This window comes from Janthinobacterium sp. BCJ23 (assembly GCF_059617945.1).
Genome location: NZ_JCAQAW010000010.1, coordinates 69,706 through 81,776, shown reverse-complemented (window position 1 = coordinate 81,776; position 12,071 = coordinate 69,706). Strand labels below are relative to the sequence as shown.

Sequence of the window (12,071 nt, the reverse complement as noted above, 5' to 3'; positions counted from 1 at the left end):
CCCGACAACCTTTAGCTCAGCCAGCACGTGGGCTCTTAGCTGCACTGCCGGCGCACCAGCAATTGGCGGTGTTCGGCAAGGAAGGCCCGCTGATCCGCGTTGAAGGGCCGAGGTGCCAGCACCGCTCGATCAATGCCCCACGCTTTTAGCAATGTCTCCACTCCAGGATCATTCAAGACTAGCAGCGTGCCGTCATCTTGAAACGAGATGTACGCCTTGTCGAAAAGATGATCGACGTGCGGTGCGAGCATAAGGCCGTTATTGCCATCGAGCCGATCGGCGTCGTTATCGCACGCCGCCCACGCCTTGATATGGCTGGCGCGCAGGTGGGCCGGATCGTCGGTACCCGTCACCCGGCAGCGTGGTTCCTTGCGCAGCACATCGGCGCGGAAGATACCCTGTCCGCGCCTGGCTTTGATCATCTGGCTCTTCTCGGTCGAAGTCAAGTCTGTGCGCCTTTCGATCTCTGCTTCATCAGCGCGGCGCGCATTCTCGCCTTCATCTGCGTCGTCATTTTCCACGCCTTCCTCATCGTCGCTCCAGGTCGTGGCGTAAAAGTCGTACTCGCCACTGCTGGCATTAGCCCCTGCATGGGTCCATTCGACCTTTCCCTTAGTGTCACCAGGGTGCAGCACGATAGTTGTGGTGCCCCACCAGCTATCGTTTTTTCGGATGTGCTTGTTGTCCTCGTAAGCATAGCCAATGGCAAGGAGGAATGAGCCGTCCCGCGCCGCGGTTACCGACGAGGTAGTGCTATAAGGGTAGCGAGTAGGGTAGCCCGGCGCGGGCTTTCTGATTTGCTGAACCGTGTTGGTAACCACAGTATGCAGACCGATGTTGTGTAGATCGAGTTCGATCCGCTCGACTCCTTCCGACCAGACAATTGCGATACCGTGTTTGATTGTACCCGCGTGCGCGTCGGATGTGCTTGTGTTAGCCGCAGGCGACACCTCACTCTGTTCTGAAACAGACGCTGCGCTCCAGAGCAGGCGGTAACGCCCAGCACGGTAGGAAGCATGGGCTCGGCCAAGATTGATGGAATTCCTATTGTTTTTTTCGGGTTTGGTGTGGTTCGAATGATTGATGGCAAACGCGATGTGAACTGGCGCAGGCCGGTTTCGGCTCCGGGCAGACAATTCGACCCCAAGGTGTCGGGCATACGCAGCGCGGTGCTCGACAACTTCGTTACTGGTCAGCCCGTCCTCTCCGGCAGCGGCGACCACCGCCATTTCGCACATGCGGCCAGTATTGATTCGTGAGATGAGTATGTTGGCGCCTGCATCGACTTTGAGGGAAGTTAAGGCGCGACATCTGACACAATCACAAGCTGCGATGAAGTCATGTAGGTCGTTCTGGTTTTTCTTCGGCATGTTGATCGACAGAGAGAATGGGCGGCCGGCGGCCGCTGCAAGCAGCAATTCTAACCGAGGCGCACGATTCCCACGAGCAGCGATGATTGCGGTAACTAGGACACAGGTGTAGTGGTCAACCCATCCCGGACACTACGTTAAGTTTTTCTGCGGCGACGGCCGGTGCCAATCCGTGATTAAACTGATGTGGCCGTATCCAGTTATACCGGTGCATCAGGTAATGGCTGATGTCCCGTTGTGCTTCCTTTGCCGTCATGTAACCAGTTGACGGCAGCCATTCAGTTTTGAAGCTGCGGAACAGCCGTTCCATCGGGGAGTTATCCCAACAATTTCCCCGACGGCTCATACTCTGTCGTATCCGATAGCGCCACAAGCGCTGACGGAATTTTCGACTGGCGTACTGGGCGGATTAAACCACTACACAGGCACCTAACACGATCCATTGGTTTTTCATCTTTCAAGCACCATGGATCAGGAGAGTCCAAGCGACCGATGGCGTTTTGCTCCAATAGCACCGTCCGCTTCCGCCGCCGTTCCTGGCCGTTAACTGACTTTGTGTCCGGTGGCCAACCGGCGGATCGCAGCGATTCCTGCCTCCATCTTCTCACGTGCGGAGCTGTTGGCCGAATGAACGAAGATAATTGGAGGACTAAAGCCGCGCAACGCGACCGCTTCCTCAATCCACAGAATGACGTCATAGCCGGTGCCGCGCTTGTCGTCCCCAAGATCATGGTCAAGACTGATCTCGGCAACCTCGCCGGCGGCAAGTAGTGCTACTGCCTCGTCAGGCCAATATACTCGGGTCCAACCCTCCGGCGTACTTCGCTCATCATCGAGATAAACCTTCATTCCTTCGCTCCCTTAGATAATTTGATGAATATTTCTTCCCTGCCAATAATACCCTGCGCGAATGCTCCGAAGCTCGGACAATCTTTAGTTTGAGCGCTACAGGAGCCTCTGCAGGGCAGGGGGATAGGCAGGTCATACCCGATTTCGTCGTTGGATCAGCCGACGCCGAGAAGGCGTACCAGGCGCCTGGCAGGAAACCCAGCCTCATAACACGATCCATTGGGTTCCCATCTTTCAAGAACTATGGATCAGGGAAGTCTAAGCTACTGGTGGCGATTCAGATGTTGATCGCAGAAAATTCGCCTTTCAAGATCAATATTTTCCCCACATGGCTGCTTCCACATACTATCGATTGGCGGTAATAACAAGCGCCACGCTAGAATACCATTGCCGGTGCTGGCATTCTCTCAAAATGGTCGTAAAACCGGAAACCTCTAGGAAAAAACTTCATAGTCGATATATTTTTGAAAATTGGGTGTATCCTTATTCCACCGCTCAACTATTTTTCTCAAACACACAGAACAAAGAGAGCGGATTTTTCCAACTCTTGGAAGGACGCAGAATGACGAAAATAAAAGGGAACAACGATGGACCGGGCGGGCGCAATGAGTCCTATCACATTGGCTCCCGGAAAGAAGTACCACGTCCTGTCGCCGTCAAGGAAGTCAAGGCCGGCAAGCATCCCGATGCGCATGTCGTAAAGGTGAACGGCCAGGAATACGTCAGGGACAATCCGGATAGTTCGGTCAAGGATAATGTCAATCGACAGTGAATGGGGAGCGATGCATCAAATGTGTAATACTGCACCATTCTCGCTAACAATCCGATTCTACTATTGAGATTTAGAATCGCTAGAAAATATCCGAATTTTATACGATAAATTGAAATTTCCAACCAATTCAAAGGAATATCACATGCCAGGTTATTATCATTTGAAGAAGAACGCAGGGAACTATCACTTCAATCTGAAAGCGGACAATCATGAGGTCATACTCACCAGTGAGTCCTATACCACCAAGCAGGCGGCGCAGAATGGCATAGCGTCTTGCCAACGCAACAGCCCTAGCGATGACCGCTATGTTCGTCTGACGTCGAAAGCGGATCAACCGTACTTTGTTCTTAAAGCCGGCAACGGCGAGATCATTGGCAACAGCCAAATGTATGCATCGTCTGCGGGTCGAGACAATGGCATAGCCTCCTGCAAAACCAATGGCCCGACCTCTAAAATAGTTGACGAAGCCTGATCGTAGCGAGTTAATGTTGGAAGTGGGCCGGATGCTTCTTTAATGAAAATTCCGGCTCTTCGTGTCAAGCTGACCGAGCAAATGCGAGCAATCGACCAGTCGCTTGGCAATCAGGTTGCGCACACCGCTCTTCGATTGCCAAATACCGTACACCCCCAAGAGTGAGGCATTCATCAGTTCGGCGCGCTGCTTTTCCACCAGCGTGGGCCAGACGATGATGTTGATGGTGCCAAATTCATCTTCCAGGGTGAGGAAGATCACCCCCTTGGCCGTTTCCGGTCGCTGCCGCACCGTAACAATGCCGCAGCCCCTGGCCAGCTGGCCATCGCTGAAGGTGTTCAGGATATCCGACGGCACAAAGCGCATTTTATTGAGGCGCTCGCGCAAGAGAGCGAGTGGATGACGGCCCAGTGTCAGGCCGACATGCCGGTAGTCCGCCACGATGTCATCGGCTTCCGTCGGTGGCGCCAGCTCCAGCACGGGTTCGGCAATGGTCGTCCCACGCATCAAATCCCGCTCCGGCACACTCGCCGCGGCATCCCACATGGCCATGCGGCGGTTGCCCGTCAGCGTTACCAGGGCATTGGCCGACGCCAGCGCCTTCATATCCCCGGCATCGAGTTGCGCGCGCATGGCGACATCGCGTGTATTCTTGAATGGTGCCGCAGCGCGGGCTTCCTCAATGCGCCAGGCCGCCTCTCGCATCATCCCATTGATATTATTGAGACCAAGGCGTACCGCCAGTCTGCCGTCCGCCATCGGTTCCAGGGACGCTTCCCATCCGCTCGTGCAGACATCGACGGGTCTTACCTCGACGTCATGCCGGCGTGCGTCCTGCACCAGAGAGGAGCGGCTATAAAAACCCATGGGCTGGCTGTTGAGCAGGGCGGCCAGAAACTCGGCGGGATGATGGCACTTGAGCCAGCTGCTGGCATAGGCCAGCAGGGCAAAGCTGTGCGCATGGGATTCCGGAAAACCGTATTCGGCAAAGCCGCGTATCTGGCCAACAATGGAGGTGGCAAACTCGAGGCTGTAGCCACGCTCGGCCATGCCGCTCATGAGCTGGTCTTCGAACTGTTCCAGGCCACCTTTTCTTTTCCAGGCGGCCATGGCGCGGCGCAGGCGATCGGCTTCACCGGCCGTAAAACCCGCCGCCGTCATGGCGATCGACATGACTTGCTCCTGGAAGATCGGCACCCCCAGTGTGCGCCGCAGCACCGCCTCGATCTCCGGGCTCGGATAGGTGACTGCTTCCAGGCCCTGGCGCCGGCGCAAATACGGATTAATCATGCCGCCCTGGATCGGCCCTGGCCGAATGATCGCCACTTCGATGACGAGGTCATAGAACTCGCGCGGCTGCATGCGCGGCAGCATCGACATCTGCGCCCGCGATTCGATCTGAAACACGCCGACGGTGTCCGCTTTAGAGATCATCTGGTAAGTGGCGGCATCCTCATGGGGAATATCGCCCAGTTCAAAACGCTCGCCACGCTGCTCCGAGATCAAAGCCAGGGTGCGGGCGATACACGACAGCATGCCCAGCGCCAGAATGTCGATTTTTAAAAGGCCCAGTTCATCGATGTCATCCTTGTCCCATTGAATCACGGTGCGGTCCGGCATGGCGGCGTTTTCAATCGGCACCAGGCGGGAGAGGGGGCCGCGCGAAATGACGAAGCCGCCCGGATGCTGGGACAGATGACGCGGGAAACGCATCAGGCGCTCGGCAATTGCCGCCCATTTCTCGGCGATGGGGGAGTGCGGATCGAGTCCGCAAGTAATAAGGCGCTGCTGCAGGTCGGCCCGCCCACCCCAGCTATGTGAGGCCTTGGCCACCTTGTCGACCACCGATAAATCGACGCCCAGCGCGCGCCCAACGTCGCGCAGGACACTGCGCGGGCGGTAGGAAATGACAACGGCAGTCAAGGCGGCCCGCATGCGGCCATACTTGCGGTAGATGTATTGAATCACTTCCTCGCGGCGCTGGTGCTCGAAGTCGACATCGATGTCGGGCGGTTCATCGCGCTCGCGCGAGATAAAGCGCTCGAAGAGGAGGGTGCCGCGCGAGGGATCGACTTCGGTGATGCCGAGGCAGTAGCACACCGCCGAATTGGCCGCCGATCCGCGCCCCTGGCAGAGGATTTTTTGCGAGCGGGCGAAGCGCACGATGTCGAATACCGTCAAAAAATAGGGTTCATATTGCATGTCGCCGATCAGTTCCAGCTCATATTCCAGCTGTGCCTGCACGTTGTCTGGAATGGCGTGCGGGTAGCGCCAGTGCGCACCAATATAGGCTTGCTCGCGCAGGTAGCTGGCCGGGGTCTGTCCCTCAGGCACAATCTCGCCTGGATATTCATAGCGCAGTTCATCAAGCGAGAAGGTGCAGCGCTGGGCCACGCGCAGGGTTTCATCCAGGGCCTCTCGCGGATACAGGTTGCCCAGCCGTAGGCGCGAGCGCAGATGCGCTTCGGCATTCGAGGCCAGCTGATAGCCGCACTGCGCCACCGGCGTATTCAGACGAATCGCGGTCATGGTGTCCTGGATGATTTTCATCGAGCGCAGGTGCATGACGACGTCGCCCGTGGCCACCACCGGCAGGCTGAATTCGGCGCCGATGGCTTCGACCATGGCGCGGTGCCGATCATCCTGCGCGCGGTGGTGCAACGTCAAAGCGACGCGCGCGCGGCCCGGTGCGCTGCGCACCAGCCATTCGGCTTGCCGCTCGATCTCTTCATAGGGGGCGTTATATTTGGGGCACAGGATGAGTTGGCAGCCCGGCAGCCCTTTTATATGGGCGAGAGGGGCGGTGGGGTTGGCGATGTCGCGTGGCCAGACTAGGTAACTTCCCTTGTCGGCGCGCGTGCGCGCAGCGGTAATGAGTTCGCTCAGGTTGCCGTAGCCGTCGCGGTCCATGGCCAGGACCAGCACAGTGAAGGGCGGGGTGCCGTCCTCCGGTGTCACCCTCATCTGGCTGCCAATAATGAGATGAATGTTCCACTCCCGCGCGGCCACATGCGCCTTGACCACGCCGGCCAGGGAACATTCGTCGGCCATGGCGACGGCCTGGTAGCCCAGCTGCGCCGCGCGCGCCACCAATTGATCGGGCGGAGAGGCGCCGTGCAGAAAGGAGTAATGACTCATGCACTGCAGCTCGGCATAGTCCGGCAGCGTGGAAATTGGCGGCTGGTCCATGATCAGCCGAACATCCCGTGCAGATACCAGCGGCCGTCAACGACGCGCTCCAGGTAGATCCAGTAGCAAGTCGCATCGCTGCCTTGCGCGATGTAATAGTCGCGGGCAGCGATTTGATCATTCCACCAGCCGGCCTCAATGCGTTCCGGCCCCTTGAGCATTTTTAGTGGGGAGCCATAAAAGGGACGTTCGCCGCGCAGCAGCAGCGGGATGGGTTTGGGTAGCAGCCAGAACGGGCGTTCAAACGCCTCATCCTCGGCGTTGACCGCCTTGCGCTTCTCGGTGGCGGTAGCCCAGGCATTGCTTTCCTCCGGCCGATGGTCGTGATGCTCGACAGGCGAGAGGACGTTGTCGCTGCCAAGACGGGCGCTGAGTAATTCCAGTAGGCGCTTATAGTCGGCGGGGCTGCCGCCCGGCTCGGGAAACAGGTCTTGCGTCGGCGGCGCCATCGCGGTCAGCAGGCGCGCTTCCAGGCGCAGGGCGATGACTGGGGCAGCCAGTTCCGTGCGCGCCAGGCGCTCCTTCAACAGTCGTATCAGGTGCGCGTCGCGCCAGGTCGGCTCTGCCAATCCGATCTCGATCGGCGTGGGCGGGATCGCAGTCTTGCCGCGCTCGTGCTCCAGCAGCAGAACAAAAACACTCACGGCCTGCTGGCGCGCGACCAGCCAGCCGACAAATTGCTGCAGGAGGCCCGTGGCGCCGTCCAGCAGGGCATCGGCGTGTTCGATCCGGTCAAAAGTTTCGATGCGCGCTGAAAAAGTCTCGGGAATGGCGATCCATTCAAACAGTTCAGGAGCGAGTCCATAGGCGCGGTCGAGTTCATCGAGCACGTGCTTGTTCATCCTGCGCTGAATGCCAGGGCGGGGCAGGCGCCTTAGCGCCGCCAGATGATCAGCACCAATGTCCGTTAGCCATTCGAGGTGATTCGCCGTGCTGGGCAGATAGGCGCAGGGCATGCGGTCGAGCTGGCGCTCGAGTGAGCGCATGTGCACCGTGCGCCGCACAATGATCTGGCGTTTGGCCGGCTGCCAGCGCGACAGCAGCCAGGCCCCCATGGCCGTCGGCGCCGTGCCGAGCTGCGCGGTCACCCCAAGCGCTTGCAGGGCAGCGCGAATGCGCCGGCTGATGGCGGCGCGCCCGCTAAACAAGCGTAAGCTGGCGGTCACGTCCAATAACAGGCTGAAGTCGCCGGCATGCGCCACTTCCGGGGTGAACTGGAGGAGGGCGAGCGCGATGGCATTGCTGGTGATCAATTCACGCTCAATATTGCGCTCCAGGATGACGCTATCCGGCGAGACGGCCGCTACACCGCCAGGGCGCATGCCGACGCGCACGCCTTCGGCAAAGGCTTGCTGCGAGACTGTGATGATGCGGCCTTTCTCGACCACCGCATACGGCCCCGGCTCACACCAGCGCGGCCTGAGGCATTCGAGAGGCAACAGTGGGAGGTGTACGCTGAACCAGAACCGCATTTTGATCGTCCAAAAATCGTTGACGTGCCGGCATGTCTGCCAGCGGGATAAAGAGTGGCGCCTCATGATGTGGGCCACGCCGTTTGATGATGTGAGTGGAAATGCCGCCGGCGGCGGGGCGCAATGCCAGGCGCAATGGTGCAGGTGAGGCATCAGCCGCTGCGCTCATCGGCCGGACCAGCCAGAAGAACGTTTCGGTTGTCTGCGCCGCCAGATTGAGGCGCCGCAGTGCCTCGTCGCGAATATTGGCTTGCCACAACAGCACCGCGCCGCAGCTGCCATTGCGCAGGATCTGCTCGGTGGACCAGAGAGCATCTGCGGTGCTGGGGGCGCGTATCCAGAGCAGGTTCGGGCAACTCAGGTCCATGAATTTGCAGGCGGCGGAGTTGGGCAAGTACGGCGGCTGCACCAGGGCAATCCGACGATGTTGCGATAGTTGCGCCAGCACTGGCCGCAACAAGTGCATTTCCCCGATACCCGCTTGCTGAACTAATAACTCCGTGAAGGTCGATTGCGGCCAACCGTTGCCCGGAAGTTCGTGATCCAAGACGCTGTGACCGGTAGTAACAGTGCTGGTTGTTCCTCGACTCAGCTCACTAGCCCGCCAGACGTCACGCAGCAAGGCACTATTGGCCAGTGTGGTAGGGCTGCGACGTTGAAGGGAAGGTGAAAGCATGGCGGTTGGCTTGCGAGGTTGTGGATCATTCTCAAAACTACTGTACATAAATACAGTATATGCTGAGGACGTCAAAAACTGCAAGGTCCATGAATTTCTTGAATTGTTAAAACTAACGGTTGTGATGGCACGAAAGAGTCAAGAGGATCGCCGAAGCTCAAGCATCGTTTGCTTGAGCGCGACGGTAGTCTCTGCAGGGCAGATGAATAACCAGGTCAACGCCAATTTCGTCGTCAGATCAGGCAGCTACGAGATCGCACACCAGGTATTTGGCAGAACACCCAGGCCCATAGCACGATCCATCGGTTTTACAACTTCCAAAAACTATGAATAAGGAAAGTCTCAGCTACTGGTGGCGATTCACCTCAAATGTTCTCGCCTGGAAGCTTGCATAGATAGACAATACAGCGCAACCAAGAACGTGTGATTTACCTAGGCCTGGAGCGGGCGGGTGTGCGAGTCCCGCACTGCTGGCACCTCGTCAGGTGCCGAAAATCTCTTGAATTCGAGCACTTATTTGTTGGCGGATGTTGTTGCTGGACATTACTGGATCATCAGGATCGATGCAAAATTCGGCAGTAACGTCACTGCCAGAACCACTTTTAGCAAATGTCAGATCGAGCCACATTGCCCCTGATTTTCCAGGTGTACCTGACGAGACAGTTTGAGCTAAATGGTAAAAAGCGCCGCTTTGCTTTTCATGCTTGTATCCCTGATCAACCAAGTAAGTTCGATCAACCGTTTTTCGGTAAAACGTGATCTGTTCAGGCGACTTAAATCCGAAACGGGTCATTGCGCGTCCATAAAGCGTATCAACATCGACGCTACTTTTATGAATCGGCAGTACCGTGCATCCTGATTCTTTGGAGTAAGTGGTGGCTGAAATTCTATTGGGATATAAATTGCCTTGGCGTATGTGGGAAGGCGCAGCTATATTGGTGTCGATCTTTAACAAGCCATTGAGTGATGGATCAAATTCGGCGCAAGCCACGATATTTAGTGCGATGATTTCAATCCATGCGATATTCATGAATTTCACAATATCTCCGTATTCAGAGCGGTAATATTTCCCACTTCCCAAGTCACCGATATTTTCGGCTCTATGGTCTAGGTGTATGTCGCCCGATCTGCTGCAGGCCGTGCCCTCGCCGATTTATTATTTCAAAAACTTTTCGTCGAACGTCTTTTGCCTTTGTTTTTCCACGTGCTTGTCGTAGCGGTCCATTGCCAACAATCCTGCAATACCCGCTAGTAAGATGACGATGACGATCATCAGAACTTTACGCATTTTGCACCTCGACACAATCCACTATGTTTGCGAGCTGACCAGTCCGGCATCCCGAAGTTTTTGCAAAAAAATGTACCCATCCTCTTCCTCTGTAAAGATCTCTTCACCGTCGAGCATGTACGCCTTGAGCAATTCCGCGATACCAGCTTCTTCATTTTTCAAGGCCAATTCCGTCTGCGCAAGGCGATAATGCACAAACGGGTTCTCTTGGCCATCAGGACCATTTAGCGCATCGAATAATGCCTCGCGCGCCGCAGAAAAATCAGCAAGGTGGTGGAGCGCATCGCCAATGGAGGCTTTCAGCCAGGTATACGCTTCCCACTTAGCCTGTGGTGCAGGGAGCAGATCAAGGGCCTGCGTCCATCTCTCCGCTGCTTGGCTGAATTCGCCTTGATCGGCCAGGTCATTGCCCATTTCTGATAGCAAGTCGATCTGCTTGCTTACATTGGAAGGTAAGTCCATTCAGTTTCCCTTTTGCTGCTGTTCAAGCGCCCGGTTCCGGTCATCGAGTTCATAATACGAGACCTCTTGGAGAAAGCCAGGCTGTCGCATCTTCTTTATGCGCCATATCAGTAAATCGCAGTTCATAGCATTTATTATCGCTCGCAAGAAACTCTGACTGTCCAGTCAAAGCATCCTCACGTGGGACATTCACAGAGGGTATTCTCTGAGCACAATATGGCCTATACCGTACTTTCAGGATACTTTTTGCATTCCTTCAAGAATTCACATCGGCGACACTGCGATATTGATTCCGCGTGATCGGCCGAAATCGTTTGGCTCAATAAAGCTATTCTGCGGTGATAAAATTCCGTGATTTGTTTGTGATTAAGCAAGAAAACCTTGATGGCTCTACGCCCAGGTATCTCAGGGTGCTCAACAACGACAAATCCATACTCGTTCACCTTGGCGCCGCTTGCCAATTCCAGAACCATCTTTTGGACCGAAAGTTCGATCACGTCCGACATGAACACGCGCTCCACACGTCGGATTTTGTATTCCATTAACGTGAGTCTTCCTTTGTTGCGATAGACTCGATCAACACGCGCGAGGAGTTTGATGGGGTGGTCGATTGAGAAAGTTTGCTCTGCGTAAGCCAGGCTGGCGTAACGCAATTCGTCCGGGAACCAGCTGGGGCGCGTTCGACACGTGGCATGCCTTCGCACGCCACGTACAACACAGAGCAACAGAAGCACCCAACTCACATGCCAGAGTATCGATAGATAAGTCGAAGTGTTCATTTTTTTTCATGAATGCGTGTGACAAGGCGAAGGCGCGCTTGGCGCCTTTGTGGCACTTGTCGATGTCGCGAACAGCACCGTTGTTGGCGTAGTCTCAAAAATACCGTTCGAACGGATCGCCCCATTTGAACGCGCATGTTGCGCACCGCCGATAGGCTTCTTGGCAATATCTTGTTCAACCAAATGTAGAGTTTGGTCGGGCGTCTAGGTAAACTGTTGGCCTCGATAGCGGAGCGCTCTCTCAGGCCAATTGGCGCAAACGGCGCGGCAGCCAAATCCAATGTTTCGATAAAGAACCTCACGTGTTGAAGCTCTCCGAAGGCCCGTGCCTGTTCGCGTTCGGGCGAGCAGCGTGGGCCAAACCTGTCGGCCAAAACGATCTTGCGTTCGCAGAACCCCATTTCGGCTAGTTGGCTAGCACTGATACGCGGTAGCTCTTCGTTTTCCATGGATTACTCCTATTCGCTTCTTGATGGGCCAAAAAGCTCCATCGATGCCAAGGCGGCGACGGTGTCTTGATTCGGCGCGTTTGGTTCAGAATTTGGTTTGCTGAGGCACGGTGCTTCCATGGTCGACGTGGTCTGCCCGGATTGCTGTACTACCAGTCCGGCATAGGCCAGTGTGCGTAGACGATTCACCCGGCGCGGCCCCTTAGGAAACTTGATGAGATCGTCATATAGAGGAGGGTTGTCCGCCCGCTCCAGCTCTACACTCAAACGGATAGTGATGGGGGTGCCCATGA

Annotated in this window: 12 protein-coding genes and 1 pseudogene; 2 read left to right on the top strand and 11 right to left on the bottom strand. The window is 56.3% G+C overall.

All coding sequences use genetic code 11. The annotated features are described in order from the left end of the window. Positions 1-35: 35 nt before the first annotated feature. The 3 genes and pseudogenes from AC54AG_RS24735 to AC54AG_RS24725 form a co-directional block, all read right to left on the bottom strand. Complete coding sequence (locus AC54AG_RS24735) at positions 36-1,370, bottom strand: HNH endonuclease (protein WP_496631908.1); 1,335 nt, start codon at positions 1,368-1,370, stop codon at positions 36-38. Positions 1,371-1,485: 115 nt separating this feature from the next. After that, a pseudogene (locus tag AC54AG_RS24730) lies at positions 1,486-1,776 on the bottom strand (integrase core domain-containing protein); the annotation flags it as partial. A 137-nt stretch (positions 1,777-1,913) separates the two neighbouring features. Beyond that, the gene (locus AC54AG_RS24725) at positions 1,914-2,219 is read right to left on the bottom strand and encodes a cyclic-phosphate processing receiver domain-containing protein (RefSeq protein ID WP_496631906.1); all 306 of its coding nucleotides are present in this window, start codon (positions 2,217-2,219) and stop codon (positions 1,914-1,916) included. Between the two features lie 562 nt (positions 2,220-2,781). Here AC54AG_RS24725 and AC54AG_RS24720 point away from each other — a divergent pair. Next, the gene (locus AC54AG_RS24720; protein ID WP_496631904.1) at positions 2,782-2,991 is read left to right on the top strand and encodes a DUF3892 domain-containing protein; all 210 of its coding nucleotides are present in this window, start codon (positions 2,782-2,784) and stop codon (positions 2,989-2,991) included. 142 nt (positions 2,992-3,133) lie between these two features. Beyond that, positions 3,134-3,463, top strand: coding sequence for a YegP family protein (locus tag AC54AG_RS24715; RefSeq protein WP_496631902.1), 330 nt, complete (start codon positions 3,134-3,136; stop codon positions 3,461-3,463). A 39-nt stretch (positions 3,464-3,502) separates the two neighbouring features. Here AC54AG_RS24715 and AC54AG_RS24710 read toward each other — a convergent pair whose 3' ends face one another. The 8 genes from AC54AG_RS24710 to AC54AG_RS24675 form a co-directional block, all read right to left on the bottom strand. Next, positions 3,503-6,652: an error-prone DNA polymerase gene (locus AC54AG_RS24710; RefSeq protein ID WP_496631901.1), complete on the bottom strand. Its 3,150-nt coding sequence runs from the start codon at positions 6,650-6,652 to the stop codon at positions 3,503-3,505. Positions 6,653-6,654: 2 nt separating this feature from the next. Continuing rightward, positions 6,655-8,040, bottom strand: coding sequence for a Y-family DNA polymerase (locus AC54AG_RS24705; RefSeq protein WP_496631899.1), 1,386 nt, complete (start codon positions 8,038-8,040; stop codon positions 6,655-6,657). Positions 8,041-8,056: 16 nt separating this feature from the next. Further along, positions 8,057-8,800, bottom strand: a complete 744-nt coding sequence (imuA, locus tag AC54AG_RS24700; protein ID WP_496631897.1) for a translesion DNA synthesis-associated protein ImuA — start codon at positions 8,798-8,800, stop codon at positions 8,057-8,059. 481 nt (positions 8,801-9,281) lie between these two features. After that, positions 9,282-9,830, bottom strand: a complete 549-nt coding sequence (locus tag AC54AG_RS24695) for a hypothetical protein (protein WP_496631895.1) — start codon at positions 9,828-9,830, stop codon at positions 9,282-9,284. Between the two features lie 279 nt (positions 9,831-10,109). After that, the gene (locus AC54AG_RS24690) at positions 10,110-10,550 is read right to left on the bottom strand and encodes a tetratricopeptide repeat protein (protein ID WP_496631893.1); all 441 of its coding nucleotides are present in this window, start codon (positions 10,548-10,550) and stop codon (positions 10,110-10,112) included. 221 nt (positions 10,551-10,771) lie between these two features. Next, positions 10,772-11,329 (bottom strand): PD-(D/E)XK nuclease family protein, encoded by a 558-nt coding sequence (locus tag AC54AG_RS24685; protein WP_496631891.1) that lies wholly within the window; start codon positions 11,327-11,329, stop codon positions 10,772-10,774. Next, complete coding sequence (locus AC54AG_RS24680; RefSeq protein WP_496631889.1) at positions 11,326-11,778, bottom strand: hypothetical protein; 453 nt, start codon at positions 11,776-11,778, stop codon at positions 11,326-11,328. The genes AC54AG_RS24685 and AC54AG_RS24680 overlap by 4 nt, the downstream gene beginning before the upstream one ends. 9 nt (positions 11,779-11,787) lie before the next feature. Continuing rightward, on the bottom strand, positions 11,788-12,069 hold the full coding sequence (locus AC54AG_RS24675) for a hypothetical protein (protein ID WP_496631887.1): 282 nt from the start codon (positions 12,067-12,069) through the stop codon (positions 11,788-11,790). Between the last annotated feature and the right edge of the window lie 2 nt (positions 12,070-12,071).